Here is a 19036-nt window from a genome sequence, read left to right as displayed (position 1 = left end):
TGTCACGACACATTCGTGATCGGATTTGACGGTCCGGCTTCTAACGAGAGACGACGTACCCCTTGTACAGCCGCGTGGGCACCTTTGTGCCTGTAGTATGGCTTTATGGCGGCTGTGCGTGGGGCACCTTCGGGTGCGCCGGGTTTCTCGTTTCCGGTCCGTCAACCCGCGTACAGTTGCCACCCATTCGTTTGACGGCGTCTGGTGGCAGCCCAAAACGAGAGTCTGAATGATGAAAAACCCCACCAGCCACAAAGTCCTTTTCGGTCGCTACAGCGACACTGACGCCACACTTTTTAGCGTCAACACCGGTACTCCCCTAATAAATTTGCTTGAAAACGCGTCTATCGCCCTAGACTGCTCTTGCGCGCTAAACGAAGAGTTGGCCTGCGGAGACAGCGCCCATCGTCGTTCCTTGCAATGGGCGGCTCTGCAGTTGGACGAAATGGCCAAGGCCCTGATCGACGCAGCGGTGCTTGGAATACTTGCTGAGCAATCCGGGAGAGTTGAACGAACGCAATGATTACCACAAGCGCCAAGAGTCGGTCGTATCTCTGCAATACGACCTGAGCTCATCCAGCTTTCAGCCCCGAAAGCTGGCTGAAAGCTTCCCCCATTAGCATCGCCTCACCGCCGGCACCAGACCGGTCGGCCGGGACGTGCCCCACAGGCGTGCCCACGGCCCAATCAACAACAACAATGGTGATACCGATGTCCGCTACGACCCGCCTGTTCGCTGCAAATCCGCCCGTAACGCTCGCGATAGCCCCGCGCTGATCCCCCAGCCGCTTCGCCTTTCCCTAGCCGCGTTACGTCCGGAGTACTCCCATGCTGACTTTCCTTGGCTTCGCCATGGTCATTACCTTCATGTACCTGATCATGACCAAGCGCCTGTCCGCGCTGATCGCCCTGATCATCGTGCCGATCCTCTTCGCCCTGTTCGGCGGTTTCGGGGGCACCATCGGCAAGATGATGATCGAAGGCATCACCAAACTCGCGCCGACCGGCGTGATGCTGATGTTCGCCATTCTCTATTTCGCCCTGATGATCGACTCCGGCCTGTTCGACCCGGCCGTGCGCAAGATCCTCAAGCTGGTCAAGGGCGACCCGCTGAAAGTTTCGGTCGGCACCGCGGTGCTGGCCCTGGTGGTCTCGCTCGACGGTGACGGCGCCACCACCTACATGATCTGCGTGGCCGCCATGCTGCCGCTGTACAGCCGCATCGGCATGAGCCCGCGGATCATGGCCGGGCTGATCATTCTCGCCGGCGGCGTGATGAACATGACCCCCTGGGGTGGCCCGACCGCCCGTGCCGCCAGTGCGCTGCACGTCGACCCGTCGGACATCTTCGTGCCGATGATCCCGGCGATGTGCGCCGGCGTGCTGGCGATCCTGGTGATCGCCTACTTCTACGGCAAGCGCGAACGGGCCCGCCTGGGCGAGTTGCACATCCTCGGCGATGACATCGACCACAGCGAAATCAGCGTCTCGCAATTCCCCGAGGCGCGCCGGCCGAAACTGATCTGGTTCAACGGCGCCCTGACCCTGGGCCTGATGTGCGCACTGATCGCCGGCCTGCTGCCACTGCCGGTGCTGTTCATGGTCGCGTTCAGTATCGCCATGATCGTCAACTACCCTTGCCTGCAGCAGCAGAAGGATCGCATCGCCGCCCACGCCGGCAGCGTCCTGGCGGTGGTCGGGCTGATCTTCGCCGCGGGCATCTTCACCGGCATCCTGTCCGGTACCGGCATGGTCGACGCCATGTCCAAGAGCCTGCTGGCGGTGATCCCACCGGCACTCGGCCCGTACCTGGCGGTGATCACCGCACTGGCGAGCATGCCGTTCACCTTTTTCATGTCCAACGATGCGTTCTATTATGGCGTGCTGCCGGTACTGGCCGAAGCCGCCAGCCATTACGGCATCAGCGCCGTGGAAATGGCACGTGCCTCGATCGTCGGTCAGCCCGTCCACCTGTTGAGCCCACTGGTGCCGTCGACCTACCTGTTGGTGGCACTGGCCGGCATCGAATTCGGCGATCACCAGCGCTTCACCCTGAAATGGGCTGTACTGGTGTGTCTGTGCATACTGGTGGGCGCACTGCTGCTGGGGACATTCCCGCTCTTCGGCAGTCTATAACGACAACGATTCACCGCCAGCCCGGCGAGCGCCGCAGGGCTGGCCCAACACACGAGCAAAGGAACACACATGGATTGGCTGACCAACCCGGAAATCTGGGTGGCCTTCTTCACCCTGACCGCCCTGGAGATCGTCCTGGGCATCGACAACATCATCATGATCTCGATCCTGGTCAGCCGCATGCCCAAGCACATGCAGCAGCGCACCCGGATCTTCGGCCTGGCCCTGGCGATGATCACGCGGATCATGCTGCTGCTGTCGATCACCTGGGTCATGCGCCTGACCGCCGACCTGTTCGTGGTCTTCGGCCAGGGCATCTCCGGACGCGACCTGATCCTGTTCTTCGGCGGCCTGTTCCTGCTGTGGAAAAGCTCCCAGGAGATCTACCACGGCCTGGAAGGTGAGGACGAGACCGCCGACGACGAGCCCAAGGGCAAGGGCGGCAACTTCCTCTACACCATCATCCAGATCGCGATCATCGACATCGTGTTCTCCCTGGACTCGGTGATCACCGCCGTCGGCATGGTTTCCCATGTGCCGGTGATGGTCGCGGCCATCGTGGTGGCGGTGCTGGTGATGATGCTGGCCTCCAAGTCCATCGGCGACTTCATCGACAAGCATCCGTCGCTGAAGATGCTCGCGCTGTCGTTCCTGATCGTGGTCGGTACCGTGCTGATCGCCGAGGCCTTCGAAGTGCACGTACCCAAAGGCTATGTCTACTTCGCCATGGCGTTCTCGCTGGCCGTGGAGGCGATCAACATCAAGATGCGCACCGCGATGGCGAAAAAGAAGGCACAGAAGGATCCGGTGAAACTGCGCAAGGACATTCCGGGTCAATAAACCCGCAGCGCACTGAAGAAACAGGAAAGGGGCCCATGCATGGCCCCTTTCTTGCTTTTCATTCATGACAGTTTTGTTTCAGAAACGGCGACAGCCATGCGATGCTGGCGCTTGTCCCGATAGCCGGCTACAGCTTAAGGACAAGACGTAGAAAGGCACGCGATACCTTCAACTTGCCCCTCTGGGGCACCGGCATCCCAGGGGGCCCGACATGCTGACCCTGCTCAATCTGCTTTCCGCCGTGACCCTGCTGATCTGGGGCACGCACATCGTCCGCACCGGCATCCTGCGGGTCTACGGCTCCAACCTGCGCCAGGTGATCGGCCAGAACATGGCCAGACGCCCGCTGGCCTTCGTCGCCGGCATTCTGGTCACCGCCCTGGTGCAGAGCAGCAACGCCACGGCGATGCTGGTGACCTCCTTCGTCGGCCAGGGCCTGATGGCATTGACCCCGGCCCTGGCAACCATGCTCGGTGCCGACGTCGGTACCGCGCTGATGGCCCGGGTGCTGACCTTCGACCTGTCCTGGCTGTCGCCGCTGCTGATCTTCCTGGGGGTGATCTTCTTCCTCTCGCGCAAGCAGACCCGCGCCGGTCAGCTCGGCCGTGTCGGCATCGGCCTGGGGCTGATCATCCTCGCCCTGCAACTGATCGTCGAAGCCGCCGCACCGATCACCCACGCCCAGGGCGTGAAGGTGGTGTTCGCTTCACTGACCGGCGATATCCTGCTCGATGCCCTGGTCGGCGCGCTGTTCGCGATGATTTCCTACTCCAGCCTCGCCGCCGTGCTGCTCACCGCGACCCTGGCCGGTGCCGGGGTGATCGGCCTGCCGGTGGCCATCGGCCTGGTGATCGGCGCCAACATCGGCAGCGGCGTGCTGGCCTTCCTCAGTACCAGCATGCAGAACGCCGCCGGCCGCCAGGTCGCGCTCGGCAGCCTGCTGTACAAGCTGATCGGCCTGCTGCTGATCATTCCCGTGCTGACCCCGCTGGTGAACTGGCTCGACGGCCTGGACTTCAGCCCGCAGGAAACGGTGATCGGCTTTCATCTGCTCTACAACACCGTGCGCTGCCTGATCCTGCTGCCCAGCGTCGGGCCGATGGCGCGGCTGTGCGCCTGGCTGCTGCCGGAACAACCGGAAACCAACGGCAAGCTCAAGCCCCGCCATCTCGACCTGGCGGCCCTCGCCACCCCCGGCCTGGCGCTGTCCAACGCCGCCCGCGAAACCCTGCGCATCGGCGACCTGATCGACAGCATGCTCGCCGCCATGCTCGACGTGCTGCGCGGCAAGCAGACCGCCGTGGCCATCGAGATGCGCCGCCTGAGCGATGACGTCGAAGTGCTCTACAGTGCGGTCAAGCTCTACCTGGCGCAGATGCCGCGCGAGGACCTGGGCGAACAGGACAGCCGGCGCTGGGCGGAGATCATCGAGCTGGCAATCAACCTTAAACTGGCAGCCGACCTGATCGAACGCATGCTGCGCAAGGTCCAGCAACAGAAGACCGCCAAGCGCCGCTCGTTTTCCGAGGATGGCCTGGAGGAACTGGCCGGCCTGCACAGCCAACTGATCGACAACCTGCGCCTGGGCCTGTCGGTGTTCCTCAGTTCCGACCCGGAAAGCGCCCGGCAACTGCTGCGGGAAAAACGCCGGTTCCGCGCCCAGGAGCGACGCCTGGCCCACGCCCACGTCAGCCGCCTGCAACGAAAGATCGTACAGAGTATCGAGACCAGTTCCCTGCATCTGGAGCTGATTGCCGACATGAAGCGTTTGAATTCGTTATTCTGCAGCAGCGCCTACGTGGTCCTGGAAACCTCCGAGACCGGGGCGCTGGCCTCGGAAGAAACAGCCGATATCACCCACTCGCCCTGAACGTCCACGGTTCGACCGTTGTCTGTGCGTAGGAACCCGTCCGCGGAAATTGGTTATGCGTTGCCTGCTGTTCGTTTGCCTGCTGTTCACGCTGATCCCCGCCCAGGCCCTTGATCGCTTCCAGGTCGAGGGCTACCAGTTACCCAACGGCCTGCAACTGCTGCTCAAACCGGGCAGCGAGCGTGGGCACGTGTCGATCCGGTTGGTGGTGGGCGTCGGTTTCGACGATTTCGCCTGTGCCGACAAGGAACTGCCGCACCTGCTCGAACACCTGCTGTTCAGCGGTATCGACGCCAGCGGCGAAGGCGGCCTGGAAGAACGCATGCAGGCCCTGGGCGGCGAATGGAACGCCTATACCAGTGACGCCGACACCACCTTCGTGATCGAGGCGCCGGCCGCCAACCAGCGCAGGATTCTCGACCTGCTGCTCGCCGTGCTGACCAGAACCCGCTTCAGCGATGCCGATATCGCCGCCGCCAAGCAAGTGGTCGAGCGCGAGGACGGCGGGCATTACTCGCACCTGCAACGCTGGCTGGACATTCAGCAGACCGGCCATCGCAGCAGCGAGCAGTTGGCCGTGGAGCTCGGGCTGAAATGCCGCGAGCGGGCAGGGGTCGCGGACCTCACCCGGGAACAGCTGGAGGCGCTGCGCAAGAACTGGTACGCACCGAACAACATGACCCTGATCATGGTCGGCGAGCTTGACCGCCTGCTGCCGGCCTATCTGGATCGGACCTTCGGCGCACTGGAGCCGGTGGAGCCCAACGATCACCTGCCGCTGCCGCAGATCCTGCACCACGCCGCCGCCGAGCGGGACCTGATCCGTGGCTGGGTCGGCAACGGCGCGAAGATCCACTGGCTGTTTCCCGAACCGGCGCTGGAAGACCAGCCCGACGCGGCCGTCGACCTGCTCAAGGACTACCTGGACTGGGCGCTGTATCGCCAGTTGCGCCTGGCCCACAGCCTGTCCTACGGGCCCTGGAGCGAGCGCGAAGTGCTCGGTGGCGTCGGTTTCTTCAGCCTCAATGCCGATGTCGAGCGGGACAATCTGGGCCAGGCCAGACAGGTGCTGGCCGACCTGAAGGCGCAGTTGCTCAGGGACGGCCTCGACCCGGCCACCTTCGCCCGCCTGCAGCAGGCCGCGATCGCCCGCCAGGCCTGGGCGGTGCAGGGCAACAGTGCGCTGGCCGACTATTACTGGGGGGCCCTGGGCGATTACGAGGACGGCCACTTCAGCAACCCGGCCAAGGCCCTGCAGGCGGTGACTCTCAAGCAGGCCAACCAGGCCCTGCGCAAACTGTTCGAACAACCGGGCTACCTGCGGGTCGAGAAGCCGCTGCTCAGCTATGACCAACTGATGTGGCTGGGTGCCAGCCTGCTGGCATTGCTGGTGCTGATTCCCCTGGGATGGCGGGCCTGGCGCCGGCGCTAGCCGCACCCCTGGCAGGAGCGGGCGTGTCCGCGAAAGCGCCCCCGAGGCCGCCAAGGGCTTCGCGGGCAAGTCCGCTCCCACCAAAGGGGCCTCCAGGGGTGCTGTCAGGCAGCGGGATCGCTCCCATCCCTGGCACTAAAACTGTATTGTGTCGGGCCATTTCGCACCCCAGTCCAGTGAACCACCGCATGACCAAGCTGACCCTTCTCATCCAGCGCGTCCTCGAACTGATGAAGCGTTACCCGGGAGCCATCGCCGCCTTCGGCTTCTGCTCGGGGATCGCCAGCTTCATCCTGGTCGACCGCCAGCAGAGCAAGGCCAGCCTGATCGCCATCGTGCTGTTGCTGAGCTGGGTCTGGCTGATGCTGGAAAACACCCTGACCCAACTGTTCAGCCGCCTGTTCAAGCGCGAAATCCCCGAACCGCTGCTGCGCTACGCCACGCAACTGATCCACCAGGAAAGCCTGTTCTTCGTCCTGCCGTTCTTCTTCATCACCACCACCTGGAACAGCGGCCAACTGATCTTCACCAGCCTGCTCGGCGCCGCGGCACTGGTGTCGATCACCGACCCGCTGTATTACAAATGGCTGGCGCCCAAGCGCTGGCTGCTGCTCGGCCTGCACACCCTGACGCTGTTCGCCGCCATGCTCACGGCGCTGCCGATCATCCTTCACCTGACCACCGCCGAAAGCTACAAGCTGGCCCTGGGTACCGCGCTGCTGCTGTCGATTCCGAGCCTGGCGGTGAGCCTGCCGCTGCGCAACCTGCGCGGCTGGCTGATGCTGGTCTGCGTGACCCTGGCCATCGGCGGCGCCGGCTGGCTGCTGCGCTCCTGGGTGCCACCGGCGACCCTGTGGATGACCGAAGTCGCGGTGACCACGCAACTGCAGGACCGCACCCCCGGCGCCAGCCTGGAGCAGGTGGACGCCGCCCAGGTGCGCAGCGCCGGCCTCTATGCCTACACCTCGATCAACGCGCCACGGGGGCTGGATGAGCGGATCTACCATGTCTGGGAGTTCAACGGCCGTGAAGTCGACCGGATCGCCCTGGACATCCATGGCGGGCGCAAGGAGGGCTACCGGGCCTGGACCCACAAGCAGAACTTCCCCGCCGATCCCAGCGGCAGCTGGCTGGTACGGGTGCTGACCGAGGACGGGCAGATGCTCGGCGTGCTGCGTTTCGAGATCACCGGTCCGGCAAAGACCGCACAAGGGTCCTAGTGATGGATCAGGCTATCGTGCTATTACAGTGGTTTGCGTAAACGCCTGTTAAGCCCGGAAGCCCATGATCATCAGCACGACGGCCGGCAACGCCCAGCTGGACACCTCGACGAGCCCCGCACGGCTGCGGATCAGCGGTGACTGGACGCTGGCCCACTACAGCGTCCTGAAACGCCGCAGCGCCGAGCTGCTCGGCCACTATGACGCGAGCACCACCGTCGACCTGGACCAGTTGGGCGCCCTCGACACCGCCGGCGCCTCGCTGCTGGTGGAGCTGCTGGGCGCCCAGCGCCTCGGGCAACTGGCCGAGCACAGCGAACACCTGTCCGCCGCCGACCGCGCGCTGTTGCAGACCGTCTACTGCTCGCTGACCGACTTCTGCGTCCCGGTCAGGGAGCCGGAACAGGCCGCCGGCATGCAACTGCTCGAACGGATCGGCCGGGCCGTCGACCAGGTCTGGCAGGACACCCGGCAACTGCTCGGTTTCATCGGCCTGATCCTCGAAACCCTCGCTCGCGGTCTGCTGCGACCCTCGCGCTGGCGGCTCACGCCGATGGTCGCGCATATCGAGCAGACCGGCCTCGACGCCGCCCCGATCATCGCCCTGCTGACCTTCCTGGTCGGTGCCGTGGTGGCGTTTCTCGGCGCGACGGTGCTGGCCAGTTTCGGCGCCAGCATCTTTACCGTGGACCTGGTGGCGTTCTCCTTCCTGCGTGAATTCGGCGTACTGCTGACCGCGATCCTGATGGCCGGCCGTACCGCCAGCGCCTTTACCGCCCAGATCGGCTCGATGAAAGCCAACGAGGAGATCGACGCCATTCGCACCCTCGGCCTGGACCCCATGGAACTGCTGGTGCTGCCACGGGTGCTGGCACTGCTGATCGCCCTGCCGATGCTGACGTTCCTCGCCATGCTCTGCGGGATCGTCGGCGGAGGCGTGGTCTGCGCGCTGTCGCTGGGGATTTCGCCGGCGATGTTCCTGTCCCTGCTGCAGGCCGACATCGGCCTCCAGCATTTCCTGGTCGGCCTGGTGAAGGCTCCGTTCTTCGCCTTCCTGATCGCCGCGGTGGGTTGCCTGGAGGGCTTCAAGGTCAGCGGCAGCGCCGAATCGGTCGGGGCCCACACCACCTCCAGCGTGGTCCAGTCGATCTTCATCGTGATCGTGCTCGACGCCGTCGCCGCGCTGTTTTTCATGGAGATGGGCTGGTGAGCCGGGTAGCAAGGCCGCCCAGCGAGGCGGTGATCCAGGTTCGCGGGCTGTGCAACCGCTTCGGTGCGCAGAGCGTCCACGAAAATCTCGATCTCGACCTGTACAAGGGCGAGATCATGGCGGTGGTCGGCGGCTCCGGCACCGGCAAGTCGGTGCTGATGCGCAGCATCATCGGCCTGCGCCGGCCCAGCGACGGCCAGGTACGGGTGTTCGGCCAGGACCTGCCGAGTCTGCCGGAACAGGCCCGTTCGCAGGTCGAGCGGCGCTTTGGCGTGCTGTTCCAGCAGGGTGCGCTGTTTTCCTCGCTGACCGTGGTGGAAAACGTCGCCCTGCCACTGATCGAACACGCCGGCCTCAGCCGCGCCGACGCCGAACACCTGGCCTGCGTGAAACTGGCGCTGTCCGGCCTGCCGCTGTCGGCCGCCAACAAGTACCCGGCGTCGCTGTCCGGTGGCATGATCAAGCGTGCCGCCCTGGCTCGCGCCCTGGCCCTGGACCCGGACATCCTGTTCCTCGACGAGCCCACCGCCGGCCTCGACCCGATCGGTGCCGCCGCCTTCGACCAGTTGATCCTGACCCTGCGCGACGCCCTCGGCCTGAGCGTGTTCCTCATCACCCATGACCTGGACACCCTCTACACCATCACCGACCGGGTCGCAGTGCTGGCGCAGAAACGCGTGCTGGTGGCCGACGCCATCGACCGGGTCGCCGAAACCGACGACCCCTGGATTCACGAATACTTCCACGGCCCGCGGGGCCGCGCCGCCTTTGACGCGGCCACACCGCTCAAGGAGGGATGAGATGGAAACCCGTGCCCATCATGTGATGATCGGCCTGTTCAGCGTACTGGTGGTGCTCGGCGCGCTGCTCTTCGGCCTGTGGCTGGCCAAGTCCAGCGTCGACACCGCGTTCAAGGACTACGAAGTGGTCTTCAACGAGGCGGTCAGCGGCCTGTCCCGCGGCAGCCCGGTGCAGTACAGCGGGATCAAGGTCGGCGACGTGCTGCAACTGAGCCTCGACCCGAAAGATCCGCGGCGGGTACTGGCGCGCATCCGCCTGGTCGGCGACACCCCGATCAAGGAAGACACCCGGGCCAAGCTGGCGTTGACCGGAATCACCGGTACCTCGCTGATCCAGCTCAGCGGCGGTACCCCGCAGAGCCCCGAACTCAAGGGCAAGGACGGCAGGCTGCCGGAGATCATCGCCACACCGTCGCCGATTTCCCGCCTGCTCAGCGACAGCAGCGACCTGATGAGCGGCATCAACGTGCTGCTGCACAATGCCAATGAGCTGTTCTCCCAGCAGAACGTCGAGAACGTCAGCAAGACCCTGGACAACCTGCAACAGACCACCGGTGCCATCGCCGGCCAGCGCGACGACATCCGCCAGGTGCTGCAGCAGATGACCCAGGTCGGCAAGCAGGTCAGCGGTACCCTGGAGCAGACTTCGCAACTGATGCGCAACGCCAACAACCTGCTCGACAAGCAGGGCACCCAGGCCCTGGGCAGCGCCGAGCGGGCCATGCAGTCGCTGGAACGCAGCAGCGCGACCCTCGACAAACTGCTCGCCAGCAACCAGGACTCGGTCAACAGCGGCCTGCAAGGGCTCAACGAACTGGCGCCGGCGATCCGCGAGCTGCGTGAAACCCTGAGCAGCCTGCGCACCGTCTCGCAGCGCCTGAACGCCAACCCCAGCGGCTACCTGCTGGGCCGTGACAAGAACAAGGAATTCACTCCATGAGGCTTGCCCGTCGTGCCCTGAGTTACCTGACCCTGATCGCCGGCCTGACCCTGGGCAGCGCCTGCTCGATCCTGCCCGAAGCCGAGCCGGTGGACGTCTATCGGCTGCCGACCGCGCAGGGCAGCCAGGCGGCGTCTGCCGTCCAACCGGTCGAGTGGTCGTTGCGGATCGCCAAGCCGATTGCCGGCGAGGCCCTGAACAGCCCGAATATCGCCGTGGTGCCCCAGGGTGACCTGCTCAGCCACTACAAGGCCTCGCGCTGGAGCGACCCGGCCCCGGTGCTGCTGCGCAACCGCCTGCTCGACGCCTTCCAGCGTGATGGCCGGGTGCGCCTGCTGAGCACCGACGACAGCAACCTGCGCGCGGATTTCGAGCTGGGCGGTGAGTTGCAGGCATTCCAGACCGAGTATCACGGGCAGGACGCCGAGGTGGTGATCCGTTTCGATGCCCGGCTGGTGCGCGACAGCGACCAGCGGATTCTCGCCAGCCGGCGCTTCGAGGTGCGCCAGCCGCTGGGCGACAAGCAGGTACCCGCCGTGGTGGCCGGCTTTGGTCAGGCCGGGGACAAGCTGACGGGGCAGGTGATCGGCTGGGCGGTGCAGCAGGGCGGGATTTCAGCCAGACACTAGAAATTGCTTCGCGGGCTTGCCCGCGGACAGGGCTTCAGCCTCCGCCAAAGAACCAGTAGCAAACCCCGATCGCCGCCACCACCCCGGCCAGCTCTGCCAGCAGGGCACAGCCCACCGCATGACGGGCGCGCTGGATGTTCACCGCGCCGAAGTACACCGCCAGCACATAGAAGGTGGTCTCGGTGCTGCCCTGGATGGTCGCCGCCGCCAGCGCCGGGAAGCTGTCCACGCCCTGGGTCTTCATGGTTTCGATCAGCATCGCCCGGGCGGCACTGCCGGAGAACGGCTTGACCATCGCCGTCGGCAGCGCATCGACGAAACGCGTGTCCCAACCGGCCCACTGCACCAGGTGGCGAATGCCGTCGAGGCCGAAATCCAGCGCACCGGAGGCCCGCAGCACACCGATGGCGCAGAGCATCGCCACCAGGTACGGCAGCAGATTCTTCGCCACGTCGAAACCTTCCTTCGCGCCCTCGACGAAGGCCTCGTAGACCTTCACCTTGCGCAAGGCACCGATCACCAGGAACAGCATGATCAGGCCAAACAGCGTCAGGTTGCCAAGAATCGACGACAGGCTCGCCAGCGCCGTGGCCGACAACCCGGCCAGCACCGCCATGAAACCGCCGAGGAGCAACGCCCCCGGCACCAGGTAGGCCAGCACCACCGGGTCCCACAGGCGCAGGCGCTGCACCAGCGCCACCGACAGCAGACCGACCAGGGTCGAGGCACTGGTCGCCAGCAGGATCGGCAGGAACACCAGGGTCGGGTCCGGTGCGCCCTGCTGGGCGCGGTACATGAAGATGGTCACCGGCAGCAGGGTCAGCGACGAAGCGTTGAGCACCAGGAACAGGATCTGCGCATTGCTCGCCACGGTCTGGCTCGGGTTGAGCTCCTGCAGCGCGCGCATGGCCTTGAGCCCGATGGGCGTGGCGGCGTTGTCCAGGCCCAGGCCGTTGGCGGCGAAGTTGAGGGTGATCAGGCCGATGGCCGGGTGGCCGCGCGGCACTTCCGGCATCAGCCGGCTGAACAGCGGCCCGAGGGCCTTGGCCAGCCAGTCGACGATCCCGGCCTTTTCGGCGATGCGCAGGAAGCCGAGCCAGAGCGTCAGGGTGCCGAACAGCAGGACCATGACCTCCACCGACAGCTTGGCCATGGCGAAGATGCTTTCAACCATGCTGGCGAAGATCGCGTGATTGCCACCCACCAGCCATTGCGCCAGCGCCGAAACGGTCGCCACCACGAAAAAGCCAAGCCACAGGCCATTGAGCATCGGGAAAACTCCTTGAAGATGCGGCGAATGATAGCGGTCGGGCCAGAAACAACAAACCCCGGAAAGTCCGGGGTTCGTTGTTCGGTGAGGTGTTCCCACGCGGAGCGTGGGAACAATCGGGGGGTCAGGCCTTGCTGCGCCAGTGCGGCAGCGAGTTCCAGTAGCGCTCGCCCTTGGCCTCGTCATACAGACCTTCCCAACGGGCGATGACCAGGGCGGCCAGGGCGTTGCCGATCACGTTCAGGGCGGTACGCGCCATGTCCATGATGCGGTCGACACCGGCGATGAAGGCCAGGCCCTCCAGCGGAATGCCGACGCTGCCCAGGGTCGCCAGCAGCACCACGAAGGACACGCCCGGTACGCCGGCGATGCCCTTGGAGGTGACCATGAGGGTCACCACCAGCAACAGTTGCTGGCCGACGGACATGTCGATGCCGTAGAGCTGGGCGATGAAGATCGCCGCGATGCTCTGGTACAGGGTCGAACCGTCGAGGTTGAACGAGTAGCCGGTCGGCACCACGAAGCTGCAGATGGCCTTTGGCGCACCATAGGCTTCCATCTTCTCGATGATCCGCGGCAGGGCGGTTTCCGAGCTGGCGGTGGAATAGGCCAGGATCAGCTCGTCCTTGAAGATGCGCATCAGCCGGATCACCGAGAAACCGAACAGGCGGGCGATCAGGCCGAGCACCACGAAGGCGAACAGGAGGACGGCGACGTAGACCAGCACCACCAGCTTGGCCAGTGGCAGCAGCGAGGCGAAGCCGAAGTTGGCCACGGTCACGGCGATCAGGGCGAACACACCGATCGGCGCGTAGTTCATGATCATGTGGGTGACCTTGAACATGGTTTCCGACACACCCTGGAACATTTTCACCAGCGGGTCGCGCAGCTCGGCCTGCAGGCTCGACAGACCGAGGCCGAAAATCACCGAGAAGAAGATGATCGGCAGCATCTCGCCACGGGCCATGGCCGCGATGATGTTCGACGGGATCAGGTTGAGGATGGTCTCGATGAACGCATGCTCGTGCTGTACTTCGGCGACAGTGGCCTTGTACTTGGAGATGTCCACGGTGCCCAGGGTGCTCATGTCGATGCCGGCGCCCGGGTGGACCACGTTGGCCAGCACCAGGCCGACGAGAATGGCGATGGTGGTGACGACCTCGAAGTAGATGATGGTCTTGAGGCCGATACGCCCCAGTTGCTTGGCGTCACCGACGCCGGCGATGCCGACCACCAGCGAGGAAATGACGATCGGGATCACGATCATCTTGATCAGGCGGATGAAGATATCGCCTGCCGGTTGCAGCACGTTACTGATCCACCAGGCCTTTTCCGCACTGAAATGGTTGAGCAGCGCACCGAGTGCAATCCCCAGTACCAGACCGATGAGGATCTGCCAGGCGAGGCTGAGCTTTGCCTTCTTCATCTTGTTACCCTTACTTCAAGTGGACTCGGGCCAATGCGTCCTGCCCGCACGCCCAGGCATGCGGGAAGTCCCCATCTGCCCCCCATGGAAGGTCACCGCCAGCAGGCCGGGAAGCTCGCTGGCTGGCAAAAAAGGGCGCAACTATTGCGGCGCGGGGATGGCACGTCTAATGCCGTAACCGTCTACCCCATGCCGAATCGGCATAAATTTTGTCCGACAATAGCTCATATCAAGGGGAGGCAAACAGGTCATTTCCGCCGCCATGATGGCCGTAATCCGGCCATCGCAGAGCGATTAGTATCGCTCGGCAAATGAGTAGGACAGCCTGGGAGTTTTCGAAAAACCCTACAGAATCGGGATTTGACCGGTACGACGGAAAAGGTTTTTCTGGATGTACGGTCAAGACTGGATTGGATCCGATACTAATCCGCACTTCATGTCCAAACGACATAAGACGACAGCAGTGGCAAACCGCAGGGACCGCCCCACGGCTTGCCGACTGCCGCCTTCGCCTGACCCGGCCCTTGCGCAGGTACTCCCTGTACCCGTAGGTCGCTCCGATCCTCAAACAATCAGAGCATCCCGGCCCCCTGGTCATGCATTCGCCGTCCTCGGGCGATGCAGGGGTAGAAGCCCTCGACGGGCTCCTGCTCTTTCACTCTCTCGAACTCAGTACCAGTTCGGGTCCTTCTTCAGTTGCTCCCTCAACAGCCCCTGCATGCCTTCGTCCGGCTTGCCGAGGAAGCGATAGTCGGCATGGCGGGTTGGCGACTTGTCGGCCGGCAGGCCCGCAGGCACTTCCACCAGCATCGCGTAGGCGTGCTTCCTGTCGAAGCTGAAGGCGACGATCAGGCGCTTGTTGCGGCAACTGTCCGCGGTCTCGCAGAGCGGGCCGACCAGATACTGGTCGCCATCCTCTTCAACCGCAGTCATCTGTTCGGAACTGCCCGACAGGTTCATCACCCACTCGGGCAGGCGTTCCTCCTTGCGCACGACGTCCTGCCAGGCTTCGCGGTACTCGGGCGACGAACTCAGCAGTTCGTTGACCCGCGCCTGGCCGTCGTTGGCCGCCAGCGCCATGGCGCTGCTGCCCAGCAGCAGGGCAGCGGCCATGGTTTTCAGGGTTGGCTTGAACATGTTCAGCCTCGACCGCGACGACCGAACAGGAACGAAGCGATGAACATCACCAGGAACACGACAAAGAGAATCTTGGCGATACCTGTGGCGGTGCCGGCGATACCACCGAAGCCCAGTACCGCGGCGACAATGGCAATGATCAGGAATGTGATTGCCCAACTCAGCATGATGACTCTCCTTACCTTGGTCCTGCGATGTGTGGCTGTTGCCTTTACTGCGGGTTGTCACGCCAGGCCCGATGGCCGGCGCGTCCTGCCTAGAACACCCAACGATCCTGCCGTGGCAGCTCGTCCAGCGGTTCGGCCTGCTCCACCGGCGTCAGGCGGTAGGCGACCGGGTCGCTCGACGCACTGCCGATGGCGCTGAAATGGGTTTGCACGGGAGCCTGGAAAAACACCCGCGGGTGCTCGACAGTCGGCTGGGTCCAGCGCATGAACGCCTGGCCGACGACCAACGTGATCAGCAGCGCGAGGACAGCGAACAGCCCTTGCTGCACGTGGAGCGACGAGATACGCGATGGGGCGGCAAGTTGGCGATTCATCCTGAAACTCCTCCGACACTGTCTTTATCTTTATTCCTGGCTGGCGCGGCACGATGCCGGTCCAACCTTGCGCAAGAGGTACATTGCAGAGCGCATGCCAATTTTTTTGTCAGATAAAAACCAATAAAATCAGGCAGTTATAAACAAACACCGACTCACCCGGGCAGCATCCTGCACGATCCCCCGCTTAGGCGTCGTGCACAATGCACGACAGCCCCAGGGGACAGCGCCTAAGATGCAGGGAGAGCGACACGGCAAATCCGCCGGAATTTGCCGGACTGTCGGTTGTCGGAAGCAGAGACGACAAAAATTCCCCAAATCAGCGAGTTAGCAAACAGCGGCGGGGATGGTTACCCTGCACGCGCAGGTCACGGTCAAAACGGACCATGCAAGCTGCCCGAATCGCCCGGGGTCCATCGGCAACACACACATATATAAGGAGCGCGGGTGATGGAATCTGCCCCGGAACACCAAGGCCGTATTCTGCTGGTGGATGACGAGTCGGCCATCCTTCGCACTTTCCGCTATTGCCTGGAGGACGAGGGCTACAGCGTCGCCACGGCCAACAGCGCGGCCCAGGCCGACGCCCTGCTGCAGCGCCAGGTATTCGACCTGTGCTTCCTCGACCTGCGCCTGGGCGAGGACAACGGACTTGACGTGCTGGCGCAGATGCGTATCCAGGCCCCGTGGATGCGGGTGGTGATCGTCACCGCCCACTCGGCGGTCGATACCGCCGTCGACGCGATCCAGGCCGGCGCCGCGGACTACCTGGTCAAGCCCTGCAGTCCCGACCAGTTGCGCCTGGCCACGGCCAAGCAACTGGAGGTCCGGCAACTGTCGGCGCGCCTCGAAGCCCTCGAGGGCGAGGTGCGCAAGCCCAAGGACGGCCTCGACTCCCACAGCCCGGCGATGATGGTGGTACTGGAAACCGCGCGCCAGGTCGCCAGCACCGACGCCAACATCCTCATCCTCGGCGAGTCCGGTACCGGCAAGGGCGAGCTGGCCCGGGCCATCCACGGCTGGAGCAAGCGCGCGAAGAAGTCCTGCGTCACCATCAACTGCCCGTCGCTGACCGCCGAGCTGATGGAAAGCGAACTGTTCGGCCACAGCCGCGGCGCCTTTACCGGTGCCAGCGAAAGCACGCTGGGGCGGGTCAACCAGGCCGATGGCGGGACCCTGTTCCTCGACGAGATCGGCGACTTCCCCCTGACCCTGCAACCCAAGCTGCTGCGCTTCATCCAGGACAAGGAATACGAGCGGGTCGGCGACCCGGTGACCCGTCGGGCCGACGTGCGCATCCTCGCCGCCACCAACCTCAACCTGGACGACATGGCACGCGAAGGGCGCTTCCGCGAAGACCTGCTCTATCGGCTCAACGTCATCACCCTGCACCTGCCGCCCCTGCGCGAGCGCAGCGAAGACATCCTGACCCTGGCCGACCGCTTCCTCGCGCGCTTCGTCAAGGAATACGCGCGCCCGGCCCGCGGCTTCAGCGAGGAGGCCCGCGAGGCGCTGGTCAACTACCGCTGGCCGGGCAATATCCGCGAGCTGCGCAACGTGATCGAGCGCGCCAGCATCATCTGCCCACAGGAGCGGGTGGAAGTCAGCCACCTGGGCATGGGCGAGCAGCCGGTCAACAACGCCCCGCGCATCGGTGCGCCGATGAGCCTGGACGAGCTGGAGAAAGCCCATATCGGCGCGGTGCTGGCCACCAGCGACACCCTGGACCAGGCCGCCAAGACCCTGGGCATCGATGCCTCGACGCTGTACCGCAAACGCAAACAGTACAACCTGTGAGCCACGCCCGATGAAGCTTGCGATGAAGCTGCGCACCCGTCTGTTCCTGAGCATTTCGGCACTGATGACCGTGGCCTTGCTGGGGTTGCTGCTGGGGCTGGTCAGCGTGATGCAAATGGCCAAGAGCCAGGAGTCACTGATCCGCGACAACTTCATCACCCTCGACCTGGGGCTCAAGATGCGTCAGAGCCTGGGCGACCAGTTGGCCATGATGCTCAGCGAACATCCCGATCAGGCCGCCTTGCAGGCTTCACGCGAGCAATATTGGCAGTTGCTCCACGAAGGTATCAGGCACGAACAGGACAAGGACCTGCGCGGCGGCTTCGCCCAGGCCCGGATCGACTACGAAAACTTCCTGCAGGCCTTCGATTCCTTTGACAGGAAGGCCAGCAACAGCGAACTCGTCGAACGCTTCAACACCCTGCGCAACGGCCTGCTCAGCGCACACAAGGAGGCCCTGAACGATATCAGCGGCGCGGAAAGCTCCGCCCGCAGCAGCGCCATGCTGATCGCCGGGCTGCTCGGCCTGGTCGCCCTGGCGGTGCTGATCATCGGCTTCATCACCGCCCATGGCATCGCCCAGCGCATCGGCGTACCGATCGAGGCGCTGGTCAAGGCCGCCGATCGGATCGGCCAGGGCAACTTCGACGTCACCCTGCCGATTTCCTCGGCCTCCGAGATGAACCTGCTGACCCGGCGCTTCGGCCTCATGGCCGAGGCGCTGCGCCAGCACCAGGCAACCAACATCGACGAACTGCTGGCCGGCCAGCAACGGCTGCAATCGGTGCTCGACAGCATCGACGACGGGTTGCTGATGATCGATCGCCAGGGCCATCTGGAGCACCTCAACCCGGTGGCCCAGCGCCAGTTGGGCTGGGACGCCGACCGCCTCGGCCAGGGCCTGGGCGAAGCCCTTGGCCGCCCGGAGTTCGACGAGCAACTGAGCCTGATCCTCCGGGGCGGCAGCCTCGAGCGGGCACCGGAAGACCTCGAAGTCGAGGTCGATGGCGAATCCCGCCTGCTGACCTACAGCCTGACGCCGGTCAGCCATCCCCAGGGCCACATCCTCGGCGCGGTGATGGTGCTGCACGACGTCACCGAACAGCGCGCCTTCGAACGGGTGCGCAGCGAGTTCGTCCTGCGCGCGTCCCACGAGCTGCGCACGCCGGTGACCGGCATGCACATGGCGTTCGGCCTGCTGCAGGAGCGCGTGCACTTCGATGCCGAATCGCGCGAAGCGGACCTGCTCAGTACGGTCAATGAAGAGATGCAGCGGCTGATGCAACTGATCAACGACCTGCTGAACTTCTCGCGCTACCAGAACGGCCTGCAGAAGCTCGCGCTGGCCCCTTGCGACATCGGCCAACTGCTGGAGAAGGCCCGCGAGCGTTTCACCGGCCAGGCCAACGACCAGGGCATCGAGCTGCTGATCGAGGTCCAGCCGCCATTGCCACGCCTGCATGCGGACCAGGCGCAGCTGGAGCGGGTGCTCGACAACCTGATCGGCAATGCCCTGCGCCACACCGCCAGCGCCGGGCAGATCCGCCTGCAGGCACGCCGGCATGGCGAACGGGTGATCATCAGCGTCGAGGACAATGGCGAAGGCATTGCCTATGGCCAGCAGGGGCGGATCTTCGAACCTTTCGTCCAGGTCGGGCGCAAGAAGGGCGGAGCAGGCCTGGGCCTGGCGCTGTGCAAGGAAATCGTCCAACTGCATGGCGGACGCATGGGCGTCTATTCACGACCGGGGCAGGGCACCCAGTTCTACATGGCGCTGCCGGTCTAGCC

17 protein-coding genes are annotated in these 19036 nt (G+C 64.4%); 12 read left to right on the top strand and 5 right to left on the bottom strand.

The genetic code is table 11. The features are described 5' to 3' along the window. Positions 1–232: 232 nt before the first annotated feature. From ACMGT0_RS01530 to ACMGT0_RS01485, 10 genes are all read left to right on the top strand, one after another. Complete coding sequence (locus ACMGT0_RS01530; RefSeq protein ID WP_416771217.1) at positions 233–523, top strand: DUF3077 domain-containing protein; 291 nt, start codon at positions 233–235, stop codon at positions 521–523. 305 nt (positions 524–828) lie between these two features. After that, complete coding sequence (locus ACMGT0_RS01525; protein ID WP_054059149.1) at positions 829–2136, top strand: CitMHS family transporter; 1308 nt, start codon at positions 829–831, stop codon at positions 2134–2136. A gap of 69 nt (positions 2137–2205) precedes the next feature. Further along, positions 2206–2976, top strand: a complete 771-nt coding sequence (locus ACMGT0_RS01520) for a TerC family protein (RefSeq protein WP_054059150.1) — start codon at positions 2206–2208, stop codon at positions 2974–2976. A 211-nt stretch (positions 2977–3187) separates the two neighbouring features. Beyond that, complete coding sequence (locus ACMGT0_RS01515) at positions 3188–4846, top strand: Na/Pi cotransporter family protein (RefSeq protein WP_054059151.1); 1659 nt, start codon at positions 3188–3190, stop codon at positions 4844–4846. A 55-nt stretch (positions 4847–4901) separates the two neighbouring features. Next, positions 4902–6278: a M16 family metallopeptidase gene (locus tag ACMGT0_RS01510; protein ID WP_054063370.1), complete on the top strand. Its 1377-nt coding sequence runs from the start codon at positions 4902–4904 to the stop codon at positions 6276–6278. 188 nt (positions 6279–6466) lie between these two features. Continuing rightward, positions 6467–7498 carry a DUF5924 family protein gene (locus tag ACMGT0_RS01505; protein WP_416771214.1) on the top strand — a complete coding sequence of 344 codons (1032 nt, stop codon included), beginning with the start codon at positions 6467–6469 and terminating at the stop codon, positions 7496–7498. A 64-nt stretch (positions 7499–7562) separates the two neighbouring features. After that, positions 7563–8708 (top strand): ABC transporter permease, encoded by a 1146-nt coding sequence (locus ACMGT0_RS01500; RefSeq protein ID WP_054059154.1) that lies wholly within the window; start codon positions 7563–7565, stop codon positions 8706–8708. Continuing rightward, on the top strand, positions 8705–9508 hold the full coding sequence (locus ACMGT0_RS01495) for an ABC transporter ATP-binding protein (protein ID WP_054059155.1): 804 nt from the start codon (positions 8705–8707) through the stop codon (positions 9506–9508). Before ACMGT0_RS01500 ends, ACMGT0_RS01495 begins: the two co-directional genes overlap by 4 nt. Position 9509: 1 nt before the next feature. After that, complete coding sequence (locus tag ACMGT0_RS01490; RefSeq protein ID WP_054059156.1) at positions 9510–10448, top strand: MlaD family protein; 939 nt, start codon at positions 9510–9512, stop codon at positions 10446–10448. Beyond that, positions 10445–11077 (top strand): ABC-type transport auxiliary lipoprotein family protein, encoded by a 633-nt coding sequence (locus ACMGT0_RS01485; RefSeq protein ID WP_054059157.1) that lies wholly within the window; start codon positions 10445–10447, stop codon positions 11075–11077. Before ACMGT0_RS01490 ends, ACMGT0_RS01485 begins: the two co-directional genes overlap by 4 nt. Before the next feature lie 34 nt (positions 11078–11111). On the opposite strand, the gene ACMGT0_RS01480 is transcribed toward ACMGT0_RS01485, so the two are convergent. The 5 genes from ACMGT0_RS01480 to ACMGT0_RS01460 all read right to left on the bottom strand — a co-directional run bounded on the left by ACMGT0_RS01480 (position 11112) and on the right by ACMGT0_RS01460 (position 15451). Further along, complete coding sequence (locus ACMGT0_RS01480) at positions 11112–12347, bottom strand: nucleoside recognition domain-containing protein (protein WP_416771211.1); 1236 nt, start codon at positions 12345–12347, stop codon at positions 11112–11114. A gap of 124 nt (positions 12348–12471) precedes the next feature. Further along, entirely contained in the window at positions 12472–13773 is a 1302-nt protein-coding gene (gene gltP, locus ACMGT0_RS01475) for a glutamate/aspartate:proton symporter GltP (RefSeq protein WP_054059159.1), read from the bottom strand. Between the two features lie 669 nt (positions 13774–14442). Further along, entirely contained in the window at positions 14443–14910 is a 468-nt protein-coding gene (locus tag ACMGT0_RS01470; RefSeq protein ID WP_054063373.1) for an inhibitor of vertebrate lysozyme family protein, read from the bottom strand. A gap of 2 nt (positions 14911–14912) precedes the next feature. Continuing rightward, positions 14913–15077, bottom strand: coding sequence for a DUF1328 domain-containing protein (locus tag ACMGT0_RS01465; RefSeq protein ID WP_017902664.1), 165 nt, complete (start codon positions 15075–15077; stop codon positions 14913–14915). Positions 15078–15166: 89 nt separating this feature from the next. Continuing rightward, a complete protein-coding gene (locus tag ACMGT0_RS01460) occupies positions 15167–15451 on the bottom strand; it encodes a hypothetical protein (protein WP_054059161.1) in 285 nt (94 codons plus the stop codon). 450 nt (positions 15452–15901) lie between these two features. Here ACMGT0_RS01460 and algB point away from each other — a divergent pair, with 450 nt between their 5' ends. Continuing rightward, complete coding sequence (gene algB / locus ACMGT0_RS01455) at positions 15902–17248, top strand: sigma-54-dependent response regulator transcription factor AlgB (RefSeq protein ID WP_054059162.1); 1347 nt, start codon at positions 15902–15904, stop codon at positions 17246–17248. 10 nt (positions 17249–17258) lie between these two features. After that, positions 17259–19034: an ATP-binding protein gene (locus ACMGT0_RS01450; protein WP_054059163.1), complete on the top strand. Its 1776-nt coding sequence runs from the start codon at positions 17259–17261 to the stop codon at positions 19032–19034. Positions 19035–19036 lie beyond the last annotated feature (2 nt).

Origin of the sequence: Pseudomonas sp. RHF3.3-3 (genome assembly GCF_048069595.1) — a bacterium.
Taxonomy (GTDB): Bacteria; Pseudomonadota; Gammaproteobacteria; order Pseudomonadales; family Pseudomonadaceae; genus Aquipseudomonas; species Aquipseudomonas fuscovaginae_B.
The sequence above is the reverse complement of the archived record's forward strand: the minus strand, read 5'-3'. Positions and strand labels throughout refer to the sequence as shown.